General features: G+C 65.2%; 24 protein-coding genes and 1 riboswitch. Of the genes, 14 read left to right on the top strand and 10 right to left on the bottom strand.

What is annotated here, in order from left to right; translation table 11 throughout:
* Positions 1-2 precede the first annotated feature (2 nt).
* From ACI0FO_RS08520 to ACI0FO_RS08500, 5 genes are all read left to right on the top strand, one after another.
* A complete protein-coding gene (locus ACI0FO_RS08520; RefSeq protein WP_416025818.1) occupies positions 3-1,031 on the top strand; it encodes a 4-hydroxythreonine-4-phosphate dehydrogenase PdxA in 1,029 nt (342 codons plus the stop codon).
* A 9-nt stretch (positions 1,032-1,040) separates the two neighbouring features.
* Entirely contained in the window at positions 1,041-2,213 is a 1,173-nt protein-coding gene (locus ACI0FO_RS08515) for an L-rhamnonate dehydratase (protein ID WP_416025817.1), read from the top strand.
* 7 nt (positions 2,214-2,220) lie between these two features.
* Positions 2,221-3,177 (top strand): dihydrodipicolinate synthase family protein, encoded by a 957-nt coding sequence (locus ACI0FO_RS08510; protein ID WP_416025815.1) that lies wholly within the window; start codon positions 2,221-2,223, stop codon positions 3,175-3,177.
* 95 nt (positions 3,178-3,272) lie between these two features.
* Positions 3,273-4,196, top strand: coding sequence for an ABC transporter ATP-binding protein (locus tag ACI0FO_RS08505; RefSeq protein ID WP_416025814.1), 924 nt, complete (start codon positions 3,273-3,275; stop codon positions 4,194-4,196).
* On the top strand, positions 4,193-4,954 hold the full coding sequence (locus ACI0FO_RS08500) for an ABC transporter permease (protein ID WP_416025812.1): 762 nt from the start codon (positions 4,193-4,195) through the stop codon (positions 4,952-4,954). The genes ACI0FO_RS08505 and ACI0FO_RS08500 overlap by 4 nt, the downstream gene beginning before the upstream one ends.
* Here ACI0FO_RS08500 and ACI0FO_RS08495 read toward each other — a convergent pair whose 3' ends face one another.
* From ACI0FO_RS08495 to ACI0FO_RS08485, 3 genes are all read right to left on the bottom strand, one after another.
* Positions 4,955-5,653 (bottom strand): glutathione S-transferase family protein, encoded by a 699-nt coding sequence (locus ACI0FO_RS08495; RefSeq protein ID WP_416025810.1) that lies wholly within the window; start codon positions 5,651-5,653, stop codon positions 4,955-4,957.
* Between the two features lie 142 nt (positions 5,654-5,795).
* Entirely contained in the window at positions 5,796-6,188 is a 393-nt protein-coding gene (locus tag ACI0FO_RS08490; RefSeq protein ID WP_416025808.1) for a DUF4168 domain-containing protein, read from the bottom strand.
* 229 nt (positions 6,189-6,417) lie between these two features.
* Entirely contained in the window at positions 6,418-7,233 is an 816-nt protein-coding gene (locus tag ACI0FO_RS08485) for a sulfite exporter TauE/SafE family protein (RefSeq protein WP_416025806.1), read from the bottom strand.
* A 122-nt stretch (positions 7,234-7,355) separates the two neighbouring features.
* Between ACI0FO_RS08485 and ACI0FO_RS08480 the strand changes: the two genes are divergently transcribed.
* The gene (locus ACI0FO_RS08480) at positions 7,356-8,123 is read left to right on the top strand and encodes an AraC family transcriptional regulator (protein ID WP_416025804.1); all 768 of its coding nucleotides are present in this window, start codon (positions 7,356-7,358) and stop codon (positions 8,121-8,123) included.
* A gap of 9 nt (positions 8,124-8,132) precedes the next feature.
* On the opposite strand, the gene trhA is transcribed toward ACI0FO_RS08480, so the two are convergent.
* A complete protein-coding gene (gene trhA, locus ACI0FO_RS08475; protein ID WP_416025802.1) occupies positions 8,133-8,777 on the bottom strand; it encodes a PAQR family membrane homeostasis protein TrhA in 645 nt (214 codons plus the stop codon).
* A gap of 648 nt (positions 8,778-9,425) precedes the next feature.
* Between trhA and ACI0FO_RS08470 the strand changes: the two genes are divergently transcribed.
* Positions 9,426-10,442, top strand: coding sequence for an alpha/beta hydrolase family esterase (locus ACI0FO_RS08470; protein ID WP_416025800.1), 1,017 nt, complete (start codon positions 9,426-9,428; stop codon positions 10,440-10,442).
* Between the two features lie 156 nt (positions 10,443-10,598).
* On the top strand, positions 10,599-11,111 hold the full coding sequence (locus ACI0FO_RS08465) for a DUF1993 domain-containing protein (protein ID WP_416025798.1): 513 nt from the start codon (positions 10,599-10,601) through the stop codon (positions 11,109-11,111).
* A gap of 91 nt (positions 11,112-11,202) precedes the next feature.
* Here the strand turns inward: ACI0FO_RS08465 and ACI0FO_RS08460 are convergent, their stop codons facing one another.
* Both ACI0FO_RS08460 and ACI0FO_RS08455 read right to left on the bottom strand, forming a co-directional pair.
* Positions 11,203-11,715, bottom strand: a complete 513-nt coding sequence (locus tag ACI0FO_RS08460) for a VOC family protein (protein ID WP_416025797.1) — start codon at positions 11,713-11,715, stop codon at positions 11,203-11,205.
* A gap of 118 nt (positions 11,716-11,833) precedes the next feature.
* Positions 11,834-12,190 (bottom strand): DUF1428 domain-containing protein, encoded by a 357-nt coding sequence (locus ACI0FO_RS08455; RefSeq protein ID WP_416025795.1) that lies wholly within the window; start codon positions 12,188-12,190, stop codon positions 11,834-11,836.
* A gap of 229 nt (positions 12,191-12,419) precedes the next feature.
* Between ACI0FO_RS08455 and ACI0FO_RS08450 the strand changes: the two genes are divergently transcribed.
* Complete coding sequence (locus tag ACI0FO_RS08450) at positions 12,420-13,382, top strand: GlxA family transcriptional regulator (RefSeq protein WP_416025793.1); 963 nt, start codon at positions 12,420-12,422, stop codon at positions 13,380-13,382.
* A gap of 52 nt (positions 13,383-13,434) precedes the next feature.
* On the opposite strand, the gene ACI0FO_RS08445 is transcribed toward ACI0FO_RS08450, so the two are convergent.
* Positions 13,435-14,664 carry a D-amino acid dehydrogenase gene (locus ACI0FO_RS08445; protein ID WP_416025791.1) on the bottom strand — a complete coding sequence of 410 codons (1,230 nt, stop codon included), beginning with the start codon at positions 14,662-14,664 and terminating at the stop codon, positions 13,435-13,437.
* A gap of 139 nt (positions 14,665-14,803) precedes the next feature.
* Positions 14,804-14,894: riboswitch (glycine riboswitch) on the bottom strand.
* A 100-nt stretch (positions 14,895-14,994) separates the two neighbouring features.
* On the opposite strand from ACI0FO_RS08445, the gene ampC reads away from it, so the two are divergent.
* Positions 14,995-16,170: a class C beta-lactamase gene (ampC, locus tag ACI0FO_RS08440; RefSeq protein WP_416025789.1), complete on the top strand. Its 1,176-nt coding sequence runs from the start codon at positions 14,995-14,997 to the stop codon at positions 16,168-16,170.
* A 9-nt stretch (positions 16,171-16,179) separates the two neighbouring features.
* Here ampC and ACI0FO_RS08435 read toward each other — a convergent pair whose 3' ends face one another.
* The 3 genes from ACI0FO_RS08435 to ACI0FO_RS08425 form a co-directional block, all read right to left on the bottom strand.
* Positions 16,180-17,181 carry a 3-hydroxybutyryl-CoA dehydrogenase gene (locus tag ACI0FO_RS08435; protein ID WP_416025787.1) on the bottom strand — a complete coding sequence of 334 codons (1,002 nt, stop codon included), beginning with the start codon at positions 17,179-17,181 and terminating at the stop codon, positions 16,180-16,182.
* A gap of 2 nt (positions 17,182-17,183) precedes the next feature.
* Entirely contained in the window at positions 17,184-18,281 is a 1,098-nt protein-coding gene (locus tag ACI0FO_RS08430; RefSeq protein WP_416025785.1) for an NAD/NADP-dependent octopine/nopaline dehydrogenase family protein, read from the bottom strand.
* A 102-nt stretch (positions 18,282-18,383) separates the two neighbouring features.
* A complete protein-coding gene (locus tag ACI0FO_RS08425; RefSeq protein WP_416025783.1) occupies positions 18,384-19,367 on the bottom strand; it encodes a helix-turn-helix domain-containing protein in 984 nt (327 codons plus the stop codon).
* A 120-nt stretch (positions 19,368-19,487) separates the two neighbouring features.
* On the opposite strand from ACI0FO_RS08425, the gene ACI0FO_RS08420 reads away from it, so the two are divergent.
* The 4 genes from ACI0FO_RS08420 (at position 19,488) to ACI0FO_RS08405 (ending at position 25,069) form a co-directional block, all read left to right on the top strand.
* Complete coding sequence (locus ACI0FO_RS08420; protein ID WP_416025781.1) at positions 19,488-20,864, top strand: spinster family MFS transporter; 1,377 nt, start codon at positions 19,488-19,490, stop codon at positions 20,862-20,864.
* Positions 20,865-20,919: 55 nt separating this feature from the next.
* Entirely contained in the window at positions 20,920-22,194 is a 1,275-nt protein-coding gene (locus ACI0FO_RS08415) for a Zn-dependent hydrolase (protein ID WP_416025779.1), read from the top strand.
* A 194-nt stretch (positions 22,195-22,388) separates the two neighbouring features.
* The gene (locus tag ACI0FO_RS08410) at positions 22,389-24,056 is read left to right on the top strand and encodes an ABC transporter substrate-binding protein (protein ID WP_416025777.1); all 1,668 of its coding nucleotides are present in this window, start codon (positions 22,389-22,391) and stop codon (positions 24,054-24,056) included.
* Positions 24,057-24,115: 59 nt separating this feature from the next.
* Positions 24,116-25,069: an ABC transporter permease gene (locus ACI0FO_RS08405; RefSeq protein ID WP_416025775.1), complete on the top strand. Its 954-nt coding sequence runs from the start codon at positions 24,116-24,118 to the stop codon at positions 25,067-25,069.
* Positions 25,070-25,071: the final 2 nt, after the last annotated feature.

The raw sequence follows: 25,071 nt of genomic DNA, 5'->3' as shown, positions 1-25,071 counted from the left end.
GCATGAACTCGCAGCCAATACCCGTTATTGCCCTGACCCTGGGCGACCCCGCCGGCATCGGCGCCGAACTGATCGCCCGTCTGCTCGCCAAGCCCGAGGCCTGCCAGATGGCCAACATCGTGCTGGTGGGCGACGCCTGGCTCTGGCGCGAGGGCCAACGCGTGGCGGGTGTGCAGGTGGCCACCCAGCCGGTGGACCGCATCGAGGCGGTGCGCGGCCGGCCGGACACCCGCCTGCCCGCGTGGTTGGAAATGGACACGATCCGGCCCGACCAGGTGACGGTGGGCCAGCCCCAGGCGGCGGGCGGCGCTTCGGTGCTGCGCGTGCTGGACGCTTGCATGGACGCCGCGCGCGACGGTCATGTGGATGCCATCTGCTTTGCGCCGCTGAACAAGTTCGCCATGAAGCTGGGCGGGCTTGCCCACGACGACGAATTGCATCATTTCGCGCAATACCTGGGCGTCACCGGCTATTTCTGCGAATTCAATACGCTGGGTGATTTGTGGACGTCGCGCGTGTCTTCGCACATTCCGCTGAAGGACGCGGCGGCGGCGCTCAGCGTCGACGGCATCAAGGCGGCGACGCGGTTGATCTATCGGTCGCTGCAGGCCAACGGTATCGCGGCGCCGCGCGTGGCGGTTGCCGCCTTCAACCCGCATGGCGGCGATGGCGGCACGTGCGGTCGCGAAGAGGTCGACATCATCGCGCCGGCCGTGCGCCAGCTGAACGAGGAAGGGCTGGCCGTGCAGGGGCCGTTTCCGGCGGACACCATCTTTCTGAGGGCGCAGGCCGGCGAGTTCCAGGCGATCGTCACCATGTACCACGACCAGGGGCAGATCGCGATCAAGCTGCTGGGCTTTTCGCGCGGCGTGACGGTGCAGGGCGGTTTGCCCATCCCCATCACCACGCCCGCGCACGGCACCGCCTACGACATCGCCGGCCAGGGCCGCGCCAATGTGGAGGCGACCTGGCAAGCCTTCAGGATCGCCTGCCGCATGGGCGTCTCGCACCGTTTCCCGTCTTCCAAGTAGGAACCCGACATGAAGATCAAATCCGTCCGCGCTCGCGTGTTTGAATGGACTGGCAAGACCGTTCCGCCGCAAGGCAACTTTTGCTCCAACGCCATGGACTTGCTGTATTCCAAGCAAGAAACCATGAGCACGTTCCGCTTCCACGGCTGGACCGTGGTGGAAGTGGAAACGGACGACGGCATCGTGGGCCTGGGCAATGTGGCGCTGGCCCCGCGAGTGGCCAAGGCCATCATCGACCAATACCTTGCGCCGCTGGTCGTGGGCCACGACCCCTGGGACTACGAATACCTGTGGCAGCGCATGTACCGCGCCACGCACGCCTGGGGCCGAAAGGGTGTGACGATGGCGGCGATATCGGGCGTGGACCTGGCCATTTGGGACATCCTGGGAAAGTCGGTGGGCAAACCCGTTTTCAAGCTGCTGGGCGGCCGCACCAAGGAAAAGATCCCCGTCTACTATTCCAAGCTGTACCGCACCGATTTGAAGGCCATGCAGGAAGAGGCGCAGACCTACCTGGACCAGGGGTTCACCGCGTTCAAAATGCGCTTCGGCTACGGGCCGGCGCACCTGCAGAAGGGGGTGGTAGAAAACCTGAAGTCGGTCGAGGCCGTGCGCGAAGTCATCGGTTACGACACCGACTTGATGCTGGAGTGCTATATGGGCTGGAACCTGGAATACGCCAAGCGCATCCTGCCCAAGCTGGAGAAATTCGAACCTCGTTGGCTGGAAGAGCCCGTCATCGCCGATGATATCGACGGCTATGCGGAACTGAACCAGCTGACGTCCATCCCGATCTCGGGGGGCGAGCACGAATTTTCGCTGTACGGATTCAAGCAGCTGCTGGACAAGAAGGCGGTGTCGGTGGTGCAGTACGACACGAACCGCGTGGGCGGCATCACGGCGGCGCACAAGATCAACGCGCTATGCGAAGCCTACAGCGTGCCGGTCATTCCGCATGCCGGGCAGATGCACAACTATCATCTGACGATGAGCACGCTGGCCTCGCCCATGAGCGAGTATTTCCCGATGTTCGACGTTGAAGTCGGCAACGAGCTGTTCTACTACATCTTTGACGGCGAGCCGGTAGCGAAAGGGGGTTTCATCGACCTGGACGATGACAAGCCAGGGCTGGGCCTGACGCTGAAGACCGAATATCTGAACGACTTCAACATCATCGAATAGGCCCGCAATGACCTTGACCTCCACTTTTACCCCGACCCCGACGACCCCGGCGCCGCGCTATCGCGGCATCTTCCCGGTGGTGCCCACCGCGTTCACCGAGTTGGGCGAATTGGACCTGCCCAGCCAGAAGCGAGCAGTGGATTTCATGATCGACTCCGGCGTGGACGGCCTGTGCATCCTGGCGAACTTCTCCGAACAATTCGTGTTGTCGGACGAGGAACGCGAGGTGCTGACGCGGACCATCCTGGAACACGTGGCAGGCCGCGTGCCGGTCATCGTGACGACCACGCACTTCAGCACCCGGGTCTGCGCGGCGCGCAGCCGGCAGGCGCAGGAGCAGGGCGCGGCCATGCTGATGATCATGCCGCCGTACCATGGGGCGACGATCCGCGTGCCGGAAGCGCAGGTCGAGGCCTTTTTCCAGCAGGTGTCCGACGCGGTGGACATCCCCATCATGATCCAGGACGCGCCGGTGGCCGGCACGCCGTTGCCGGCCACGCTGCTGGCAAAGATGGCGCGCGAGATTGCCCAGGTGTCGTATTTCAAGATCGAGACGGCGGGCGCGGCCTCCAAGCTGCGCGACCTGATCGCACTGGGCGGCGCCGCGGTGGAAGGGCCCTGGGATGGCGAGGAGGCCATTACCCTGCTGCCCGACCTGGATGCCGGCGCCACCGGTTCGATGACGGGGGGCGGCTTTGCCGACGGCATCCGCCCCATCATCGAGGCGCACCGCGCCGGGCGGCGCGACGAGGCCTACCGCCTGTACGAGCGCTGGCTTCCCCTGATCAACTACGAAAACCGCCAGGGCGGCATCCTGACGGCGAAGGCGTTGATGAAAGCCGGTGGCGTGATTGACTGCGAGGCGCCCCGCCATCCGTTCCCGCCGATGCGCCCGGAGGTCCGCCAGGGCCTGCTGGAAACCGCCCGCCGGCTCGATCCCCTGGTGCTGCGCTGGGGCCGTTAGTCGCCAAACCCTGAACACTGCGTTCCGCCACGCCGAATAAGCGGTAACGGCGCGGCAGGTAAAATCTCCAGCTGTCGATCACGTCGGGGGCTCGAGTGCAGCCGGTCATATCAGTTCAGGATTTATCCAAGCGGTACGCGTCGGGGTTCCAGGCGCTAAAGCGTGTCAACCTGGAAATCCAGCGTGGCGAGATCTTCGCCCTGCTCGGGCCGAACGGCGCGGGCAAGACGACGCTGATCAGCATCATCTGCGGCATCGTCAATCCCAGCGATGGCCGGGTGCTGGCCGACGGGCACGATATCGTGTCGGATTTCCGTGCCGCGCGGTCCAAGATCGGCCTGGTGCCGCAAGAGATTTCCACGGACGCGTTCGAAAGCGTGTGGAACACCGTGACGTTCAGCCGCGGCCTCTTCGGCAAGCCTGCCAATCCCGCCTATATCGAAAAGGTGCTGCGCGACCTGTCGTTGTGGGACAAGAAGGACAGCCGCATCATGGCGCTGTCGGGGGGCATGAAGCGCCGCGTCATGATCGCCAAGGCGTTGTCGCACGAGCCTGCCATCCTGTTCCTGGACGAGCCCACGGCCGGCGTGGACGTGGAGCTGCGCCGCGGCATGTGGGAAATGGTGCGGCGCCTGCGTGAAAGCGGCGTCACCATCATCCTGACCACGCACTACATCGAAGAAGCCCAGGAAATGGCCGACCGCATTGGGGTGATCCGCAAGGGCGAGATCATCCTGGTCGAAAAAAAGGACGCGCTGATGGCCAAGCTGGGAAAACGCCAGCTGAGCCTGACCTTGAAAGCGCCATTGCCGGGCATTCCCACCGCGCTGGACGCCTATCAGCTGGACTTGTCCGCCGACGGCTACAAGCTGGTCTATACCTATGACAACCAGGGTGGCGGGCAGATGTCCCAGCTGCTGCACGACCTTAGCCGGCTCGAGATCGAATTCACGGACCTGAATTCATCGGAAAGCTCGCTTGAGGATATCTTTGTCAGCCTGGTACACGGTCAATCATGAACTTCTACGCCATCCGCGCTATCTACCTGTTTGAAATGGCCCGCGCCTGGCGCACGCTGATGCAAAGCGTGTTGTCGCCGGTCATTTCCACGTCGCTGTACTTCGTGGTGTTCGGCTCGGCCATCGGTTCGCACATGGTCGAGATCGACGGAGTCAGCTACGGCGCGTTCATCGTGCCCGGCATGATCATGCTGTCGCTTCTTACCCAAAGCATCGCCAACGCGTCCTTCGGCATCTACATGCCACGGTTCTCGGGCACCATCTACGAAATCCACTCGGCGCCCATCTCGTATGTGGAGATCGTCATGGGCTACGTGGGGGCGGCGGCCAGCAAGTCCATCATCCTGGGGCTGATCATGCTGGCCACGGCGCGCCTGTTCGTGTCGTTCGAAATCGCGCATCCGGTCTGGATGCTGGGCTTCCTGGTACTTACGGCCGTCACGTTCAGCCTTTTCGGTTTCATCATCGGCGTCTGGGCCGACGGCTTCGAGAAGCTGCAGATCATCCCCCTGATGATCATCACGCCGCTGACCTTCCTGGGCGGCACCTTCTATTCCATCAAGATGCTGCCCCCGTTCTGGCAGACCGCCACCTTGTTCAACCCGGTGGTCTATCTGGTCAGCGGCTTTCGGTGGGCGTTCTACGGCGTGTCGGATGTCAGCGTGGGCGTCAGCGTCGGCATGACGCTGGTGTTCCTCGTGGCGTGCCTGATCGGCGTGCGCTGGATTTTCAAGACGGGCTACCGCCTGAAGACCTGATCAGGCGGCGGCGGTGGGCGCGCGGCGCGCCAGCCCGTCGAAGGCGTCCAGCAACCGTTCGCGCCAGGCGTGGACGGGGTCGTCTTCGGCCAGCAGCTCCAGTGGGCTCGTGCAGCGAGCCCACATGAACATGCCGAACACGGCGTAGTCGGCATAGCCGTGTTGGCTGCCCCCCAGGAAGGGCTGTTTGCCTAGCGTCAGGCGCAGCGGCAGCAATGCCGCCCGCAGCGCGGCGATCTGGTCGGCGTAGCCTGCGGGCAGGTCTTCCAGTTTGCCAAAGCGCTTTTCGCGCGAGGCGCGGAAGTAGTCCTGGTCTTTCTCGTGGATGAGGCCGTGGATGGCGGGCAGCAATAGGCGTGCCAGCACCGGCACCAAGGTCGTATCGGCCCAGGCGTTTATGAACAGCGTGGCGGCGCGGCCGCCCGGGCCGCCGAACAGCGACGGCCGGTCGGGAAAGGTATCTTCCAGGTAGCAGGCGATCTGCCATGAATCACTGACGACATGCGCGTCATGCACCAGCACCGGCACCAGTTTCTGGCCGGAAAAGCCGATTTCTTCTTTGTCGGTGAAGCGCCAGGGCACGGTCTTGGCGGCCAGGCCCTTGTGGGCCAGCGCCATGTGCGTTTTCCAGCAGTGGGGGCTAAAGCGTAGCGACGCGTCGGCGCCGGCCAGGTCATAGAGAGTCAGATCCGGGTTCAAGATACCGTGCTCCTTGGGCATGCCTGTGGAAGAGGACGGCAGTCAGGATAACGCTTTCCCCGCGTCCAGGCGCGCAAGAAAAAGCGCCACGCGCCCGAAGGACGCGTGGCGCAGGCCGGACAATCCCCGGTCCGGCCTTGGGTTACTTCGGCGCGCCCTGGCTCATGTTCATGACCCGCTGCTTCAACTTCGGGTCCTGCTGCACGGCCTGGCCGATGCCATTGAATTCTTCGACGGTCAGTCCGTCCGCACGCACCAGCTGCACCATCTTGGCGTCCGCTTCCTGGACGACCTTCTGCTTGGCGTCGTCCGACTTCGCGGCGTCGACCTTGGGACGGTATTCGTCGACCACGCCGGAAACCTTCTGCGATGCCGAGGCGAAGCGTTGCAGTTGCTGGTCGGTGGGCTGCGTGATGGCCGGGGCCATTTGCGGTTGAGCCGGCGGCTGGCTGGCGTTCTGCGCCAGGGCGGGGGCACCGGACAGCGCCGTCGTCAAAATGGCGGCGGATAGGAATGCGTAAGTGGAACGCTGCATGAAACCTCCTTGTTCCGGTTAAGAGTCCGACCATGATGACGACGGGACCCCTTGCGGGACAAGTTTCGCGATGTGTTTTCCTGTGTCGGCAGGCCACGGGATCCGGGTTGCCTGCGGCAGGGCGGTCCCAGGGCGGGCGTCGGAAACGTTTTGCGCGGTTTCGTAGTCGCTGCTGGCCGCGATGTGTCCTTAGGTGTGCGGGCGGCGGCGCCGGGTGCGCGCTGCGCGCTTAGATCAACAGCATGCTCAGCATCACCAGCGCAAGCAGCAGGAGGTAAACCCGGGCATGCAGGCGGTCGGGGATTCGGGGGATGAACGGGGCGGCCAGGCGGATCCCCGCCAGCGATCCCAGGGCAAGCGCGCCGAAGGCCAGCAGGTCGACATAACCGATGATCCAGGGCGCCAGCTTGGCGGGAAGCCCGCTCGCCGCCGCCATGTAGCCCAGCGTGCCCGCGATGGCGACCGGCAGCGTCAGCGGGTTGGCCATCGCCGCGGCCTTGGCCATGGGCAGGCCGCGCCGGCGCAGCAAGGGCACGGTCATCACGCTGCCGCCGACGCCCAGGAAGGTCGCGACGGCGCCGATGGCCACGCCGCCGCCCACCGCGACACCTGCCCCCAAGGGGCGCGGCGCTTGCGCGTCTTGCTGCGCCAGGAAGCCCCGCCGCAGCAGGCAGTCCAGGATCGTCACGCCCAGATAGGCGATGAAGGCCCAGCGCACCATGTCGCCGCTGGCGCGGGTGGCGGCCCACGCGCCAAGCAGTGCGCCCACCCCGATAAAGGCGGCCAGCGGCCACACGTAGGCACGCACGATATTGCCCGTGCGCTGGTGTTTTCGCGTCGCGGCGATCGAATTCACGATCATGACGCAAGTCGAGGTCGCCACCGCGATGTGCATGGCGGATTGGCCAATGGCGTCCCCCGCGCCATGGGTGGCCGTCAGAACGCCGTACAGCACCGGCACCACGACAAAGCCGCCGCCAAAACCGAACAGAACCGTGGTGACGCCGCTTGCACCACCGAACAAGGCCAATATCAGATACAGCATGCCGTCCCTCCTTACGCCGCAAAGACGCCAAGATACGGCGGGACGGATTGGCCTGCTTTATAGGATTGGACAATAATGTTCGTGTTTCAGCCAAACCGGCCCCAAAACGGCATCATCTCTTCATGCGCAATACCCATATCGACCGCTACGACTCCCTCGACCGCGCCGTGGTCGCCATTGGCAACGACTATCCGTCGGGCCAGTTGCTGCCCGCTCACGCGCATCGGCGCGCGCAATTGCTGTACGGCGCCACGGGCGTCATGCAGGTAGAGACGCGCGATGGCAACTGGGTGGTGCCGCCGCAGCGCGCCGTGTGGATCCCCGCCGGCGTAACGCATCGGGTGCGCATGCTGGATGTCAGCACGCGTAGCGCCTACATCGAGCCCGGGGCCGTGCGGGCGGACCGCATTGTTTGCGAAGTGGTCGAGGTGTCGCCGTTGCTGCGGCACCTGCTGCTGGAAGCCGTCGACATGCCCGCCGTGTACGCACCGGCCGGCCGCGACGGGGCGCTGGCGGCCCTGCTGTTGCATGAGGTGGATCGTGCGCCGGTCCTGCCGCTGCATATTCCCTTGCCGCAGGACAAGCGGTTGTTGCCGTTATGCCGGGCGTTCATTGCCGCGCCGGACGCGCGCGTGCCGCCGCAGGCGTGGGCCACCCGTCTGCACATGAGCCTGCGGACTTTCAGCCGCCATTTTCGCTTGCAGACGGGCATGCCGTTTTCCGCATGGCGGCAGCGCGCTTGTGTCGTGCAGGCGCTGGCCCGACTGGCCGCCGGGCAACCCGTGACGGCCATCGCGCTGGACTTCGGCTATCAAAGCCCCGCGGCGTTCTCCACGATGTTCCGCCGGGTGCTGGGCCGGCCGCCCACGGAGTACCTGCGGCGGGACTAGTACTTGCCGTCAGGCGGCATACCACAGCACCGCGAAGAAATGGCAAACGGTGCCGCCAAGCACGAACAGGTGCCACACGAAATGACTGTAGCGCCAGCGGTTGTCGAACACGAAGAACACCACGCCGCCCGTGTAGGCCAGGCCGCCCGCCACCAGCCACCACAATCCGCCGGTCGGGACGCGTTCGATCAGTGGATTCACCGCGATGATGACCAGCCAGCCCATCGCCAGGTACAACCCGGTGGAGAGGGCCGGGCGGTTCAGGCGCTTGCTCGCCTTCAGGCCGACGCCCAGCAGCGCCATCCCCCACACCAGCCCGAACAGGGTCCAGCCCCATGGGCCGCGCAATGCGCCCAGCGCAAACGGCGTATAAGTGCCGGCGATCAGCAGGTAGATGGCCGAATGGTCCAGTACGTTGAAGATCTGCTTGGCACGGCAAAGCGGCAGCGCGTGATAAATGGTGGACGCCAGATACAGCAGGCACATCGAGGCGGCGAATACCGCCGCGCCCGCGATGAAGGCCGCGTCGCCCTGGCGGACGGCGGCGATGATCAGGAAGGGGGCGGCGGCCATGGCGCCTGCCGCGCCTACGCCATGGCTGATGGTGTTGGCGATTTCTTCGCCCAGCGTCTGGGGTCTGTCGTTGGGAAACATGAATGCGTCTTGTTGGTGCGAGGCTTACACCATAGGCGCTTAGCGCTGCGGGTTCAAGGGGCCTCGCATCGTCGGCGGGACGGATGCGGCCCGACTTGATTTTGTGCAAATCCGGCCCATGCGGGTTGCGACGAAAGACGCGGCCAAGAAGTTACTCTGTGATACATTTCACGCACGAATAGATCTGCCCGGAGAGGCGGCGCACATTCAATTTCCCAGGCTCGCATCTGCGGCTGCGCATGCACGTCCGCACAACAGATACTCTTAGGGGAGGCACCAATGATTCCGGCAATTGGCCTTATGGTGGGCGCATACATCGTCACGCGGATGACCGCCATGTTGACGCGTCCCGACTCCAGTAAAGTGGTCAGGGTGTTATCCGTGCTGACGATCGCCGTGGCGTTGATGTCCTGTTTGCAATTGTTGACGGGCGGAGCCGGTCCGGCAGCCAGATTCTGAATTCCAGGCGTCCGTGACCGTGCGGGCGCGATGGCCGGCGTGCCGCAGCGAGCGGCCCCGCGGTGCCAAGGCGCCGGCGCGATGTCAAGAAGGTTCACAGGCCGAGGCCCAGCAATGGCGCGCAGTTTTACCAGTCTGTTTTTCAAAGCCGCAAAGAAACTAAGCAAGCTCCAGCGCGCGGCGTTGCGCATGGCGGCCCCAACAACCGCGAAGAAGCGCGCTGCGCCGGCGCGAAAGACGGCAGCCAAGCTTGCGGCGCCGGCCGCCGCGCCGCGTCAGGCGCCTGCGCCGTCCTTGGGCACCGGGCGTTGGGAATCGTCGCGGCAGTTCTCCGATGGCGCAGGGCGCCAATTGACTTTCGCGCGGTATACGCCGGCGCCCGGGCCACGCGCCGGCATGCCGGTGGTTGTGATGCTGCACGGTTGCCGGCAGACGTCGCTGGCGTTTGCGCGCGGCACGCGCATGAACCAATGGGCGGATGCCGGCGGCTTCATGGTGCTGTATCCGCAGCAGTCCATGACGCGCCAAGTGCAGCGATGCTGGCGCTGGTTCCAGCCCGACGCGCTGCACGGCGGCGCGGAAGCCGATCTGATCGCGGCGCTGATCCGGTCGGAAATCGCGCGGCACGGCCTCGACCCGGAACGGGTCTACATCGCGGGGTTGTCCGCGGGCGCGGGCATGGCGGCGCTGGTGGCGTTGCGGCACCCTTCACTGATCGCCGCCGTGGCCATGCACTCCGGCCCGGTCGTGGGCGATGCGCATAGCGCCGCCAGCGGTATCGGCACGATGCGGCGCGGCAGCCTCAAGCCGTTGCTGCCGTTGCTGGAAGGCGTGGCGGACCCCGCCGTGTTCCGCCTGGGTATGCCCGCATTGATCCTGCAAGGGCAACTGGATCCGGCCGTGGCTCCCCGCAACGCCAAGCAGCTGTTCGAACAGTTCCGCGCCTTGAATGCTCTGCGTCCAGAAGACGTTCCGGTCGAGCGCGTGCTGGGGTTGGGCACGGACAAGGCATACCGCCGCGTGGACCTGTTGCGCGGGCGCAAAACGATATTACGGCTGTGCGAAATCACACGGCTGGAGCATGCCTGGAGCGGCGGCGACGCGTCGGTGAAATACCATGCGCGCGGCGGCCCCGACGCGTCGGCGCTGGTATGGCGGTTTTTCCAGGGCTTGCGCCGGACGGGCGCGGGCCAGCCGGAGCCCTAGGCGTCGTCGCGCAGGCGCGATTGTTCGGGAATCGGGAATGCAGTTGTCGAAGCCGGCTACCGGGGAAACCGTGCGGCGCGGCGGTAAGATCGCCGCATTCCTGATGCTGGCGAAACGCATGCTTCGCCCAGGCTGCCTTTTTTGGAAATCTTAGCCATGTCCCTCTCTATCTACCAGGCGTCCGTGCCTGTCTTCATTCGCGGCATGACCGTGCTGGCCGATTTGCTTGAAAAGGCGGCCGCCCATGCCCAGGCCGAAGGGCTCGACCCCGCCGCGCTCGTCAATGCGCGCCTGGCGCCCGACATGTACCCGCTGTCTGGTCAGGTCCAGCGCGCCAGCGACGCCGCGAAGTTCGCGGTGCAGCGCCTGTCCCAGGGGCAAGCCCCGAAGTTTCCGGACGAGGAAACGACCTTCGCGCAGTTGCAGCAACGCATCGCCGACACCATCGCCTATTTGCAAAGCGTGACCCCTGAACAGGTGGAAGGCGCCGAAAGCCGCGATATCGTCGTGAATTTCGGCGACTTCAAGCCCGAATTCCAGGGCGATGGTTATCTGCTGACGTTCGCGCTGCCCAACTTCTATTTCCACATCACGACCGCCTATGGGATTTTGCGCAACGCGGGCGTGAAAATCGGCAAGCTGGATTTCCTGGGGCCGTATCCGCAGTAAGTCTGGGATAGACGAAAAAGCCCGCGGCAGCCGGCCCAAGAGGGTCCGGCTGCCGCGGGCTTTTACATTGCCATGCGCCGAGGCGCTTGGTTCAGGGCTTAGCGGCCGCGGCTGCCGCCGTATCGCCGCAGCCGGTCATGTCGCCCATCTTGGCCATGTTCTGCTGGATTTCCTCGGGCGAATAATCGAACTTGTGCGTGGCGATGGACCAGCGGTGCCCGAACGGATCCACGACCTGGCCGTAGCGGTCGCCCCAGAACATGTCCGCGACGGGCATCGCCACGGTGGCGCCGGCGGCCACGGCCTGCTTCATCGCGGCGTCTACGTCGTTCATGTACAGGTGCAGCGTTACCGGTGTGCCTTTCAGCGCCTTGGGGCCCAGGCTTCCCCACTCCGGAAAATCGTCCATCAGCATCAGCACGGAATCCCCGATGCGAATGGCGGCATGCATGATCTTTCCGTTGGGCCCCGGCAAGCGCGCAAGCTCTTCGGCGTTGAAGGCTTTTTTATAGAAAGCGATGGCGTCCGAGGCGCCTTCGCACACGATGTGCGAAGTTAGCGTGTGCATGCCGTCGGGGATGGGCTTCGTTGCAGGCGTAGCCATGGCGTGTCTCCAGAATCGTTGATTGTCAGGGGGACGGAGCGCCGGGGGTGCGGTTCGGCGGCTCCTGCATATACGACGAACGAGCGGTGCCGGTTTCGACATGCCGCCCGCTTTTTTTTTACTTGCCGACCAAGGTGTTAAAGCCGCCCAGGCACATGCGCTTGAAGTCGAACACGCCTTCGCAGGACATGCCGGTCAGCCGCGGGTCCGCCATCACCTTGGCGTTGATCCGGTCGCGCTCGGGCTTGCTTTCGAACAAGACCCAGGCGAACACCACGGTTTCGTCTTCCTTCGCGCCAGCGGCGGCCGTGAAAGAGCCAAAGCCTTCCATGTCGATGTCGTCGGCCACGCACTCGCGGTAGTCCAGCGCCCCGTGTTCCAGCCAGACGTCCTTGGCCTGTTCAGCCATTTTCTTGTACGCCGGCAGATTCGCCTTGGGGACGGCAAGAAGGTAACCATCTATGTACTTTTCCATCAAACGCTCCTTTGATCCATGTTGTTTTAGCGGGGGCCGGGCATGCCCGCGGGTCACGTCCGCCGTCGTCCGGCAGTGAAGCCGGCAGATGTCACTGTATCGGGATCGGCGGCGCTTTCAGATAGGGAATTGCGACATTCTTGCGGGTGGATTGCGTCAGCCCGCAGGCGTATGCTTGGCGTCATCAAAAATGCCGCTCCGCGGCGCCCGCCGCCCGGACTTTCGACCCATGAAAAACGTCGCTTTCCTATTGCCGACGGGAGCGAATATCGCTTCCCTGGAGACCGCGCGCCATGGTTTCCTGGTCGCCAACGAGTATTTGATGGCGCATGGCCGTGAACCGCGGTTCCGGGTGCGCACGCTGGCGCTGACCCGCGAGGTCAGCCTGGACGACGGGCGCATCAAGGTGCAGGCCGACATGGTGCTGGCCGACGCCACGGACATCGATATCTGCATTGCGCCGCCGCTGCTGGGAGCCGTGTCCGATGCCGTGTTGTCCAACCGCGAACTGATCGACTGGGTGTCGCGGCATCACCGCGAGGGGGGCGAAGTTGCCAGCTTGTGCATGGGGGCCGCGTTGCTGGCGGCAGGCGGGGTGCTTGACGGGCAGCAAGCCGTGGTGCATTGGGTGGCGCAGAACCTGTACGCCAGCCTTTTTCCAAATGTGCAATGGATCAGCGACCGGATCGTCATGGCCGACAACGGCGTCTACACGAGCGGCGGCGCGTTTTCCGCGGCGCATCTGGTGCTGCATCTGATCGAAAAGTACACCGACCGCGACACCGCGATCTGGTGCGCCAAATACTTCCAGCTGGACTGGAGCCGGCAGAGCCAGCTGCCGTTTGCGGTGTTCATGGGGCAGAAGGGCCACGCCGACGAGGTGGTGCGGGCGGTGCAGGATTACATCGAAGGCCGCTACACCGAAAAGATCACCGTGGAAGACCTGGCCGGCCGCCACGCGATGGGGCGCCGCACGTTGGAACGCCGGTTCCGGCAAGCCACGGGGAACAGCATCGTGGAATACGTGCAGCGGGTGCGTATCGAAGCCGCGAAGAAGCGCTTGGAGACGTCGCGGAAGAGCGTGGCGGAAGTGATGTACGAGGTGGGCTACAACGACACCAAGGCGTTTCGCGACATCTTCAACAAGTACTGCGGCATGTCGCCCGTGGGCTATCGCGAACGCTATCAATGAGGCTGCGCCGCCGGCCTTGACGCCATCGCGGCAACAGCCTGGAAGCGGGTTATCAAGGCAGCGGCAGCGTTTTGCCGACGCTTGCCGCAAGCAGGTGCGCGGTGGCGGCCGACAGGGTCCAGCCCAGGTGGCCATGCCCGGTGTTGTAGAACACGCCGTGCCGCTTGCCGGGACCGACGCGCGGCATCATGTTGGGCGTCATGGGGCGCAGGCCGCACCACGGCACAACGCGCGATGTCCGGATGCCGGGAAAGTGCTTGCGCGTCCAATCAACCAGCGGCTGCACCCGTTCGGCGCGGATGTCCATGTTGAAACCATTGAACTCCGCCGTGCCCGCCACGCGGAAGCGGTCGCCCAGCCTGCTGGTGACAATCTTGGCCGCTTCGTCCAGCAGACTGACACGGGGCGCGGCAGCCAGGCTTTGTGCGTCGTCCAGATGCACGCTGATGGAGTATCCCTTGACGGGATAGATGTTCAACGAGTCGCCCAGTTGCCGCGCGAACTTGCGGCTGACCGCGCCGGCGCAGATGACGATGGCATCGGTCTCGTGCTGTTCACGCACCGTGCCGCCGTCGCGCAAGACGTCCAGCACATAAGGAGCCTGGCCGCTGCTGATCTGGCCGACGTCGGCATCCTGCATGAACGTGACGCCCAGGCGCGTGCAGGCCCGCGCCAGCCCGCTGGTGAATTTATGAATGTCCCCAGTGGCGTCCGACGGCGTGTAGAACCCCCCATAGCAATCCGTTTGCAGCGTGGGTTCGATGCTGCGGGCTTCGCCGCCGGACACGGCAAAGCGCTCCAGGCCGCCGGCCTGCAGCAGTGTGTTGGAACGGCGGGCGGCTTCGAAGCTGGCTGCGTCGTGATAGATGTGCAGGATGCCCCGGCGCTCCAGATCGAAGTCGATGCCCTCGGTATCGGCCATGTCGAACAGGTGCTGCCGCGCTTCGATTGCCAGCCGCGTGGTGGCAATGGTGTTTTCCCGGTAGTGGGGGATCTGCGCCATGAACTGCGCCAGCCATGAATACTTGTGCCAGCTGAATTTTGGGTTCAGCAAAAGCGGCGCGTTCTTGCGCCACATCCAGCGCAACCCTTTCAGGACCGTGCCCATGCTGTTCCAGACTTCGGCGTTGCTGGCCGACAGCTGGCCGCCGTTGGCGTAGGACGTTTCCATGGCGGGGTAGCGCTGGCGATCGTAGACGGTGACCTGGTATCCCAGCTTGGACAAGGCGTAGGCAGACGTGACGCCGGTGATACCGGCGCCAATGATGGCGATGCGGGGCATGGTGGCTCCAGATGGGGTGGCCGCGGCCGATATGGCCGCAGCACCCCATCTGTCTTGGTACCTGAGAGCTTCACCCGCGGCGCAGACGGCTGCGGGTTCCCCTTCGGTGGGCGCGCACGGCGCCTCTCTCCAGATTGTCTAGACGCGCGCAGTCCTGTTGCCTGAGAGTTTCCGGGGCGGTTGCTCCGTCGGCGCCGGCCACGAGTGCCGGTCTCTTCTGCGCGGTTTTGAATCGACGGGGTACAGAATAGCCAAGTTCTTGCCGGATTGGATTCAGGGTAAGTACTATGGCGGGCATTCAACCGAGACGGCAAGAGAAGGGATGCAAGCATGAGAAAGCGCGTTGATCGAACCCGGCGCGCCGCCTTGTCGGCGCTGGCGCTCGTGGCCTTGGGGGCGGCAGCCCCGCACGTGCAAGCCGCGCCGGCAACGCCAGTGGAAACCCACCGCCAGATCGACGAAGCCGCGCAAGCGGTGATGCGCGAATACGGCGTGCCGGGTTTGGCGATTGCCGTCACTCGGGATGGCCGGCAGCAGTTCTACAACTACGGCGTGGCATCGCGGCAGACGCAGGCCAAGGTCAACCGCGACACCCTGTTTGAAGTGGGCTCGATCAGCAAGACTTATACCGCGACGCTGGCGGCCTACGCCGAAACGCTGGGCAAGCTGTCGCTCAACGACAGCCCCGCGCGCTTCCTGCCCGCCCTGCAAGGTTCGGCGTTCGCGCAACTGACGCTGGTACATCTGGGTACGCACACGGGCGGCGGCTTTCCGTTGCAGGTGCCCGATGCCGTGCGCAACGACGCGCAGTTGATGGACTATCTAAAGACCTGGACGCCGCAGGCGCCGGTCGGCACGTCCCGCACGTATGCCAATCCCAGCATCGGCATGTTGGGCGTAGTGGCGGCCAAGAGCCTGGAGCAGCCGTTCGCCCAGGCGATGGAAAAAACGCTGTTCCCGAAGTTGGGGTTGACGCACACGTATATCGACGTGCCAGCCGCCGCGATGGCGGATTACGCCCAGGGCTACAACAAGCAGGATGCGCCGGTCCGCGTGAACCCCGGGGTGCTGGCAGCGGAGGCGTATGGCGTGAAGACCAGCGCGCGCGACCTGTTGCGTTTCGTCGAGGCCAACATGGATACGACGGGCGACGCGGACATTCAGCGCGCCGTGGCGCGCACGCATGTGGGCTACTACCGTATCGGCGATATGACGCAAGACCTGGTTTGGGAACAGTTGGCCTATCCGGTGGCGCTGGACGCGCTGCTGACCGCTAACGCGGGCACGCTGAACAGCCAGAGCCACCCGGTAACGGCGTTGAATCCGCCGCTGGCGCCGCAGCAGGCGGTGTGGATCAACAAGACCGGATCAACCAATGGCTTCGGTGCGTATGTGGCGTTCGTGCCAGCCAAGAAGACGGGGATCGTGATCCTGGCCAACAAGAATTATCCGAATGAAGCCCGGGTGCGGCTGGCGTACCGGATCCTGGAAGACCTGGCACGCTGAGCCACGGCGTCAGCGCGGGTGGCCGGGTGCGGAGGGAGGGCTGCCTGCCCGAGGCAGCAGCCCCATGATGTCCAGCCGCTTGCACAATTGTTCCAGCCGTTCCATTTTGTACGCGTCCACGTCCATGCCGGCGTAGTTGTAGAAGCCCTGGCCGTCGCGCAGGCCGTTGCGGCCTTCTTCCATGTTGCGGGCGATGACGTCGGGTGCGGCGAAGCGGGGGCCGATTTCGCCGGACAGGTAGCGCGACGCGTAGTACAGGATGTCGCCGCCGCCCCAATCGATGAACTCCAACAGGCCCAGCACCGAAAAGCGTAGCCCGAAGCCCAGCCGCACGGCGGTGTCGATATCTTCGGCGCTGGCCACGCCTTCCTCCACCATGCGAGCCGCCTCGTTCATGGCCAAGGCCTGGATGCGGGGCACGATGTAGCCGGCGGACGGCGCGCACTGCACCGGCACCTTGCCGGCCTGGCGTAGCGTGTCCAGCAGCAACGTTGCCGCGGCGTCGCTCGTTTGCGGCCCGCGGCTGACTTCCACTAGCGGGATCAAGGTGGCGGGGTTCAACCAGTGCGCGTTCAGAAAGCGCGCAGGATGCGCCATCAGCTTGGCCAATTCGGTGACCAGGAAGGTGGACGTGGTGGAAGCGATGACGCCATCGGGGGCGCAGGTCTGCCCCAGCCACAGAAAGGCGTCCCGCTTGGCGTCCAGCCGTTCCGGCACGGCCTCGAAGGTAACGCGCGCCGTTCGCAGGTCGGCCACGGCGTCGTCGCGTCGACTCAGGCGCACCCGGCCCAGGGCCGACTCCATTTGACCGGCATCCAGCAGGCCCAGTTGGCTAAGCGTGCCGAGTTCGCGCCTTAAGTTGGCCGCTACGCTCGCATCGTGCGCCGATTGTTCGGCTGGCGCTCGCGGCTTGATGTCGATCAGCGTCACGGCCCATCCGGCAAGCAGGTAAGACAGGGTGATGCCTTCACCCATGCGGCCGGCGCCTACCACGCAAATTCTGGCGTCCATGGTCAGCATCCTTGCGCCAGCAGTTCGGCCATGCCGCGACGCGACAAGCGGTCCAGCCCCAGGCCTTCCAGGGTACGACCTTCCGCATACAGGTCTTGGCCGGTGATGGCGCTGGCGATGCTCAGCAAGCCTTGCGCGAGGGGCGTGGGCACGCCCGCCCAGCGCCCCGTGGACACCAGGAACGACAGGCCCAGCCGCGTGTCTTCCTGCATGTAGCGGTGGGTGCGCAAGTCGATGGTTTCGCGCCAGTCGCCGCTGTCGGTCAGCTTGCCGTGGGCGCCGCGGCCGTACATCCATTCGTCGCCTTCGCGGGCGTAATGGTCGGCCAGCGGGAAGTGGGGCGCGGCGTAGCCCAACGCCTTGCGGATGGCGATGCGTTCGGCGTCCAGCGCATCGGTCACGCGGCGGATCGACGCCTGCGTGCCTTCGTTGTGGATGTCCCACTTGTCGAAATGTTCCAGCGGGCCGGCGTTCATCATGATCAGCGGCGGGTGGATGATGGGGCCGGCGTTCATCAAGGCGCCGGAAAGGCCGTCTTCGACCGGTTCGATGGCGGGGTAGGCCTGCCGCAGCAGCGCCAGCGCTTGTGCCGACAGGCGGCTGGGAAACACGCCGGTGGGCAGACGCGTGGCGTAGCCGCTGACGACAACGGTGTTGCCATGCTTGCGGGCCAGGTAGGGCAGGGTGCCGGTTTCGGCATAGGCCACGCGCGCGGGGTTGCCGGCGCGCTGCTGGGCGCGGGCGAAGACGTAGCAGCCGAAGGTGCCCGGCGGCAGGAACACAACCTGCCCATCTTGCAACAGCGGCGCCAATTCAAGGGCCAGCGTGTCGTGGGTGGTGGACGGCAGCGGAATGACCAGCAGTTGCGCATCGGCGACCGCGTCGCCCAAGGCGTCGGCCAGTTGCAGATGGCCGGGGCCGTGGCCCAGCGGGACCTGGCGAGTGCCGCGATAGTCGGTGACGGTGAGCGCGCCTGCGTTGCGCAGGCCTTCAAAGGCCGCGCCGTCGCGCCGCCACCAGCGCACGTCGTGCCCTTTTCCCGCCAGTTCGGCCGCCGCCGCGTAGCAGCCGTGGCCGCCGCCCAATACGCTGATTCGCATGATCAAGCTCCTTCGATAGAAGCTTGATCCTAGCGGTGCCGCCCGGCTCGGGCTGCGCAAAACGCGCAACCGCCGTTCCGATCCGGCAAGGGAATGAGGCGCTTATCCGCGGTGCCGTCGCAAGGTGTCCGATGGCAGGCAGCCGTAGCGTTTGCGGTAGTGGGTGGCGAAATGCCCGAAGCTGGTCACGCCGTGGCGCAGCAGGATGTCGGTCACGCTGTCGCGCGTGCGCGCGGCTTCAAGCGCCGCATGCACCAGCGCCAGCCGCTGGTTGCGCACATACTCGCTGGGGCTTTGTTTCAAGAACTGCGTGAAGCCGTTTTGCAGCGTGCGGATCGACACGCCGCAATGCGCCGCCAGATCCGATAGCGAGATGGCTTCGTCGACATGCGTTTCGATGTACTCGCGCGCTTGGCGCACATGCTGGGGCAGGGGCTGCCGGCTGCCTGCGCGCAACAGATCCGAATAGTTGTGGGGTAGCTGCGTCAGTAGCAACGCCAGCAGATAATCCGAAAAGCCCGCAGCCAGTGTCTGGGTGACGCCGTCAATGGCGGGATGCTGGTACAGGCGGCACAGGTAGTCCAGCGTTTCGCGCACGGCGGCCAGGCCGGGAGTGTCGGCATCCACTTCCAGGTCGAATACCAGGGCGTGGCGGAGCGGGCGGTCCAACAGGCGTTGCAACTGCTGTTCCAGCGCCTGGCGCTCTACGCGCAGGATCAGGTTGCGGCAATCCCGGCCGATGCTGATCACGCTGGGTTCCGACGGCGACGAGATCGTCAGGCCGCCTTCGCGCATGGGCGCGCGGCGCTTGCCCAGCGTGACCAGGCCGGTGCCTTGCAGGGTGACGCGGATCAGGTAATAACTGGCGATGTCGCCGGCGTCGATTTCGACCTCTGCGCCGTAGTGCAGGTCGAACAGCGCCGCGCTGCCGAAGAACACGCCATATAACCTGGACTGCAAGGGTTTCCCCTGGGCGACGCACATACGGTGCGACCACAGGTGTTGGCTGACCTGGTCCTTGATCTCGGCGGCGTTGGCCGAGTCCAGCAAGCAATGGCGGTTCAGCGGATAGGTGTCGTTGAACATGCTTTCCTGCGCGGTGGGAACAGTCGTTGCGTCCGGCGTATAGAGCCGGGCCGAGCAAAGACCTACAACAGATGGACAAACGGGACGCAGCCCGATCCCGGCACACTCCAAGGGAAAAACATGACTGACGCCACCCTGCACCAAGGGACAAGACGAAGCTACGCCTATGAGTGGTACGTCGTCGTGATATGCATGCTAGCGTACATATTTTCCTTCGTCGACAGACAGATCCTGGCGCTGATGATCGAACCCATCAAGCAAGATCTGCAGTTGTCGGATACCCAGTTCAGCCTGTTGCACGGCTTGGCGTTCTCGTTGTTCTACGCCTTCATGGGCATTCCCATCGCCCTGCTGGCCGACCGCTATTCGCGGCCGAAGATCATCGCGATCGGGGTGGCGTTCTGGAGCCTGGCCACTGCTGCCTGCGGCCTGTCGCGCAATTTTGCGCAGATGTTCCTGGCGCGCATCGGCGTGGGCGTGGGCGAGGCCGCGTTATCGCCCGCCACCTATTCCATGCTTAGCGACATGTTCCCGCGCGACAAGCTGGGGCGGGCGGTGGGCATCTATTCGATCGGGTCGTTCATCGGCGGCGGCATGGCCTTTCTGATCGGCGGCTACGTGATCAATCTGCTCAAAAGCGTGGACACCGTGGTGGTGCCGGGGGTCGGCGCGATGCGGCCGTGGCAGGTCACGTTCTTCATCGTTGGACTGCCCGGCTTGCTGGTGGCGCTGCTGATCCTGCTGACCGTGCGCGATCCCCACCGGCTGGGCTTGCGCCGCAACGCGGCCGGCCAGGCGCAAAAGCCCACGCTGCGCGACACCGCCCGCTTCCTGGGCCGGCATCGAGGCACCTTTTTCTGTCATTACCTGGGTTTCTCGTTTTACGCCATGGTGCTGTTCGCGCTGCTCGGTTGGACGCCTGCGTTCTATATGCGCAAATTCGGCATGTCGCCGGTCGACGCGGGCTACATGCTTGGCGTGGTGGTGCTGGTGGCCAATACCGCCGGCGTGTTCTGCGGCGGCTGGCTGATGGATTGGCTGGCCAGGCGCGGCTACGGCGACGCGCCGCTGCGCGCGGGCGTGATCGGCGCGCTGGGCATGGCCCTGCCGGCGGTGGCCTTCACGCAGGTGGACAGCCTGTGGCTGTCGGTGGGATTGCTGCTGCCCGCGATGTTCTTCGCGTCTTTCCCCATGCCGACCTCCACCGCGGCCATGCAGATTTTGCCGCCCAACCAGCTCCGCGCGCAGGTGTCGGCGCTGTTCCTGCTGATCTCGAACCTGATCGGCCTGGGCTTGGGCACTACCGCCGTGGCACTGCTGACCGACCGCCTGTTCAAACAGCCGGCGGCGGTTGGGCAGTCGCTGTCGCTGCTGATCGGCGGCGCGACGGTGCTGTGCGTGCTGCTGCTGGCGTCCGGTTGCGCGCGCTACCGGCGCAGCCTGGCATGGGAAGAGACCGCGGCGAATGCGCACTTGCAGGGCGCTGGTACACAGTGAAAAATGGCCTGCATCGATGCCGCACGCCGCGGCCGTTACCGGAACAGGAACTTCCATGACGCTTGCCTCCGCATTCCCCACCCTGGCCGACCTGCGCGTGGACGGCGCGCGCTTGTGGCAGTCGCTGATGGACCTGGCCCGTATCGGGGGCACGGAAAAGGGCGGCGTGTGCCGGTTGGCCCTGACCGACCTGGATCGGCAGGGCCGCGACCTGTTCGTCCGTTGGGCGACGGAGGCCGGCTGTGACGTGCGCGTCGACGCCATCGGCAACATTTTTGCGCGCCGTCCGGGCCGCGACAACAGCTTGCCGGCCGTCATGACGGGCAGCCATATCGACACGCAGCCCACCGGCGGAAAATTCGACGGCAACTATGGGGTGCTGGCGGGGCTGGAAGTGTTGCGCACGCTGAACGACGCGGGCGTGCAGACCAACGCGCCGCTGGAACTGGCGGTGTGGACCAATGAAGAGGGCTCCCGTTTCGTGCCGGTGATGATGGGGTCCGGCGTGTACGCGGGCGCCTTCACGCTGGAGCACGCGTTGGCGCAGCAAGACCGCGACGGCGTCAGCGTGCGCCAGGCCTTGCACGGCATCGGCTATGACGGCGACGCCGCGGTGCCCCCGGCGCAACTGGGCGGGGTGGGGGCGTACTTCGAGGCGCATATCGAACAAGGCCCGGTGCTGGAGGCCGCCGATACCGTGATCGGCGTGGTGACGGCCGCATTGGGCCAACGCTGGTACGACATCGTGCTGACCGGCGTGGAAGCGCACGCCGGCCCCACGCCCATGCCGCTGCGCCGCGACGCCTTGCTGGCGGCCTCCGAGCTGGTGTTGGCCGTGAACCAGATCGCGCTTGCGCACGCGCCGAATGCGCGGGGCACCGTGGGCTGGATGGACGTGTTCCCCAATTCCCGCAATGTGATTCCCGGCCGCGTGCGCATGACGGTGGACCTGCGGGCGGCCGATGACGCCACGTTGTCGGCCATGGACGCCGCGTTGCGCGCGGCGGCCGATGCCGCCGCAGCGGCGCGGGGCGTGACCGCCCAGGTGGAACAAGTGGTGTATTTCCCGCCGCAGCCTTTCGCGCCCGCGCTGGTGCAGTCGGTGCGCGACGGGGCCACGGCCTTGTCGCTATCCGCCATGGACGTGGTCAGCGGGGCAGGGCACGACGCCGTGTATCTGGCGCGCGTGGCGCCGGCCGCGATGATTTTCGTGCCGTGCAAGGACGGCATCAGCCACAACGAGATCGAGGACGCGCGTCCCGAGCACCTGGAAGCAGGATGCAACGTCCTGCTGCGCGCCATGCTGGCGCAAGCCGGCGTGGCGGCATGATCCGCTTGCGCGCATGCCCGCACCACCTCGGCGCATCTTGCGCTGTCGTGGTGCCGCCAGCCGAATCCGCCCACCGCCCCTGACTGCAATTCCCCGGCCGTGGCCGGGGCGCTCCACGTCGCTGCATATGGCACAGAACTTGCTTATACAAATTCTGTGTACTAACTCTGTGCACGTGACCCTGGAGAACCGCAATGCACACACGGAGTATCCGCATCAAATCCCTGGCCGCCGCGCTGGCGCTGACGGCGGCAGGCGCCGCCGCCCTCTCGCCGGCCATGGCGCGTGCCGAAAAGGTGCTGCGCATCGGCATGACGGCAGGGGATATCCCGCGCACGCTCGGCCAGCCCGACCAGGGGTTCGAGGGCAACCGCTTTACCGGTATTCCGATGTACGACGGGCTGACCCAATGGGACCTGTCGAAGCAGGACGCGCCCAGCGTGCTGATCCCGGGCCTGGCCTTGTCCTGGGAAGTGGACGCGGCCGACAAGACGAAGTGGGTGTTCAAGTTGCGCCCGGGCGTGAAGTTCCATGATGGATCGGATTTCAATGCGGACGCCGTGGTGTGGAACGTGGGCAAGGTGCTGGATAAAAGCGCGCCGCAGTTCGATCCCAGCCAGGTGGGCGTGACGGCCTCGCGCATGCCGACGTTGGTGTCGGCCCGCAAGATCGATGACTTGACGGTGGAGCTTAAGACGTCCGAGCCGGATTCGTTCCTGCCGATCAATCTGACCAACCTGTATATGGCGTCGCCCGCGCAGTGGCAAAAGAAGTTGGCCGCGGTGCCGGCGTCCGTCACGGACGCCGCCGAACGGTCGCAGAAGGCCTGGGCTGCGTTTGCGGCGGACGCGGCGGGCACTGGCCCGTTCAAGATGGCTAAGTTCGTGCCGCGTGAACGGTTGGAAGTCGTCAAGTACGACGCGTATTGGGACGAGAAGCGCCGGCCGAAAATCGACCGCGTGGTGATGCTGCCGCTGCCCGAGGCCAATTCCCGCACCGCCGCGTTGATGTCCGGCCAGGTCGATTGGATCGAGGCGCCGGCGCCCGACGCGTTCGACGCGATCAAGGCCCGGGGTTTCGTCATCTATTCCAACCAGCAGCCCCACGTGTGGCCGTGGCAACTGTCGTTCAAGGAGGGCTCGCCGTGGTTGGACCAACGCGTGCGCCAAGCCGCCAATCTGTGCGTGAACCGGGGCGAACTTAAGCAATTGTTGGGCGGCATGATGGCCGAGCCCAAGGGCACCGTGCCGCCGGGGCATCCCTGGTGGGGCAACCCGAAGTTCGACATCAAGTACGACCCGGACGCCGCGCGCAAGCTGATGACGGACGCGGGCTACTCCAAGGCCAAGCCGGTGAAGGTCAAGGTGCAGACTTCCGCGTCGGGCTCGGGCCAGATGCAGCCGCTGCCGATGAACGAGTTCGTGCAGCAGAATCTGAAGGACTGCTATTTCGACGTGAGTTTCGACGTGGTGGAGTGGAACACGCTGTTCACCAATTGGCGCAAGGGCGCCAAGGACCCTTCCGCCAACGGCAGCGACGCCATCAACGTCAGCTTCGCGGCCATGGATCCGTTCTTCGCGATCGTGCGCTTCGTCAGTACCAAGACCTTCCCGCCCACGTCGAACAACTGGGGCTACTTCGGCAACGCCGAGATCGACGGTCTGATCAAGGATGCGCGCACGACGTTCACGCCTGTCGAGCGCGACGCCGCGCTGGCAAAGCTGCATGCGCGCGTGGTGGAGGAAGCGCCGTTCGTCTGGATCGCGCATGACGTCGGCCCGCGCGCGATGTCTCCGAAGGTCAAGGGCGTGGTGCAGCCCAAGAGCTGGTTCATCGATATCGCCACGATGTCGATGGATTGATGTTGAACGCGGGAAGGCCGCCCCGCGCGGCGGCCTTCCCGCATTAGCCGGTGACGCCTATGCTGTCCTACATCTTCCGGCGCGTGGTGTACGCCCTGCCCATCATGGCGGGGGTCGCGCTGCTCTGTTTCCTGTTGATCCATCTGGCGCCCGGCGACCCGTTGGTATCCATCCTGCCGCCCGACGCGTCCGTCGACCTGCAGCGGCAATTGATGCAGCTATACGGTTTTGACCGACCCTTGATCGAGCAATTCGCGGGGTGGCTGTGGCGCGCGCTGCATGGCGATCTGGGCACGTCCATCGCCACGGGGCGTCCCGTGGCCGCCGAAGTGCTGAACGCCGTGGGCAATACCTTGCGGCTGGCCTGTCTGGCGACGATGCTGGGCTTTATCGTGGGGGCGTTCCTGGGCTTTGTTGGCGGCTATTACCGTAACTCGCTCATGGACCGCCTGGCATCGTTCGTGTCGGTCATCGGCGTCAGCGTGCCCCACTATTGGCTCGGCATGGTGCTGGTCATCGTGTTCTCGACCCAGCTGATGTGGTTGCCTCCCACGGGGGCGGGGCCGGGCGGTTCCGGCGAATGGGTCGCGGACTGGGCGCACTTTCGCCACATGATCCTGCCGGCCGTGACCATGTCGGTGATCCCCATGGGCATCATCGCCCGCACGGTGCGCGCGCTGGTGGCCGAGACCCTGTCGCAGGAATTCGTAGTGGGGCTGCGTGCGCGTGGCCTGACCGACCTGGGCGTGTTCTTGCACGTTGCCAAGAATTGCGCGCCGACCGCGTTGGCCGTGATGGGCCTGCAACTGGGCTACCTGCTGGGCGGGTCCATCCTGATCGAGACCGTGTTCTCCTGGCCGGGTACGGGCTTCCTGCTGAACGCCGCAATCTTCCAGCGCGACCTGCCGCTGCTGCAGGGCACGATCCTGGTACTGGCGTTGTTCTTCGTGGTCTTGAACCTGGCCGTCGATATCCTGCAAGGCCTGTTCGATCCGCGCATCGAAAGGAGCTGACC

The organism is Achromobacter marplatensis (assembly GCF_049060505.1).
GTDB classification, from domain to species: Bacteria; Pseudomonadota; Gammaproteobacteria; order Burkholderiales; family Burkholderiaceae_B; genus Achromobacter; species Achromobacter marplatensis_A.
This window is presented reverse-complemented; position numbering and strand designations above follow the sequence as displayed.

What these genes read in the sequence shown, in the direction of transcription:
- ACI0FO_RS08435 (WP_416025787.1), bottom strand. Translation starts at nt 17,181, where the DNA reads ATGGACGCCAGAATTTGCGTGGTAGGCGCCGGCCGCATGGGTGAAGGC.
- ACI0FO_RS08445 (WP_416025791.1), bottom strand. Translation starts at nt 14,664, where the DNA reads ATGCCCCGCATCGCCATCATTGGCGCCGGTATCACCGGCGTCACGTCT.
- ACI0FO_RS08500 (WP_416025812.1), top strand. Translation starts at nt 4,193, where the DNA reads ATGAACTTCTACGCCATCCGCGCTATCTACCTGTTTGAAATGGCCCGC.
- ACI0FO_RS08415 (WP_416025779.1), top strand. Translation starts at nt 20,920, where the DNA reads ATGACGCTTGCCTCCGCATTCCCCACCCTGGCCGACCTGCGCGTGGAC.
- ACI0FO_RS08515 (WP_416025817.1), top strand. Translation starts at nt 1,041, where the DNA reads ATGAAGATCAAATCCGTCCGCGCTCGCGTGTTTGAATGGACTGGCAAG.
- ACI0FO_RS08465 (WP_416025798.1), top strand. Translation starts at nt 10,599, where the DNA reads ATGTCCCTCTCTATCTACCAGGCGTCCGTGCCTGTCTTCATTCGCGGC.
- ACI0FO_RS08405 (WP_416025775.1), top strand. Translation starts at nt 24,116, where the DNA reads ATGCTGTCCTACATCTTCCGGCGCGTGGTGTACGCCCTGCCCATCATG.
- ACI0FO_RS08410 (WP_416025777.1), top strand. Translation starts at nt 22,389, where the DNA reads ATGCACACACGGAGTATCCGCATCAAATCCCTGGCCGCCGCGCTGGCG.
- ACI0FO_RS08480 (WP_416025804.1), top strand. Translation starts at nt 7,356, where the DNA reads ATGCGCAATACCCATATCGACCGCTACGACTCCCTCGACCGCGCCGTG.
- ampC (WP_416025789.1), top strand. Translation starts at nt 14,995, where the DNA reads ATGAGAAAGCGCGTTGATCGAACCCGGCGCGCCGCCTTGTCGGCGCTG.
- ACI0FO_RS08430 (WP_416025785.1), bottom strand. Translation starts at nt 18,281, where the DNA reads ATGCGAATCAGCGTATTGGGCGGCGGCCACGGCTGCTACGCGGCGGCG.
- ACI0FO_RS08470 (WP_416025800.1), top strand. Translation starts at nt 9,426, where the DNA reads ATGGCGGCCCCAACAACCGCGAAGAAGCGCGCTGCGCCGGCGCGAAAG.
- ACI0FO_RS08425 (WP_416025783.1), bottom strand. Translation starts at nt 19,367, where the DNA reads ATGTTCAACGACACCTATCCGCTGAACCGCCATTGCTTGCTGGACTCG.
- ACI0FO_RS08460 (WP_416025797.1), bottom strand. Translation starts at nt 11,715, where the DNA reads ATGGCTACGCCTGCAACGAAGCCCATCCCCGACGGCATGCACACGCTA.
- ACI0FO_RS08485 (WP_416025806.1), bottom strand. Translation starts at nt 7,233, where the DNA reads ATGCTGTATCTGATATTGGCCTTGTTCGGTGGTGCAAGCGGCGTCACC.
- trhA (WP_416025802.1), bottom strand. Translation starts at nt 8,777, where the DNA reads ATGTTTCCCAACGACAGACCCCAGACGCTGGGCGAAGAAATCGCCAAC.
- ACI0FO_RS08455 (WP_416025795.1), bottom strand. Translation starts at nt 12,190, where the DNA reads ATGGAAAAGTACATAGATGGTTACCTTCTTGCCGTCCCCAAGGCGAAT.
- ACI0FO_RS08520 (WP_416025818.1), top strand. Translation starts at nt 3, where the DNA reads ATGAACTCGCAGCCAATACCCGTTATTGCCCTGACCCTGGGCGACCCC.
- ACI0FO_RS08420 (WP_416025781.1), top strand. Translation starts at nt 19,488, where the DNA reads ATGACTGACGCCACCCTGCACCAAGGGACAAGACGAAGCTACGCCTAT.
- ACI0FO_RS08450 (WP_416025793.1), top strand. Translation starts at nt 12,420, where the DNA reads ATGAAAAACGTCGCTTTCCTATTGCCGACGGGAGCGAATATCGCTTCC.
- ACI0FO_RS08490 (WP_416025808.1), bottom strand. Translation starts at nt 6,188, where the DNA reads ATGCAGCGTTCCACTTACGCATTCCTATCCGCCGCCATTTTGACGACG.
- ACI0FO_RS08510 (WP_416025815.1), top strand. Translation starts at nt 2,221, where the DNA reads ATGACCTTGACCTCCACTTTTACCCCGACCCCGACGACCCCGGCGCCG.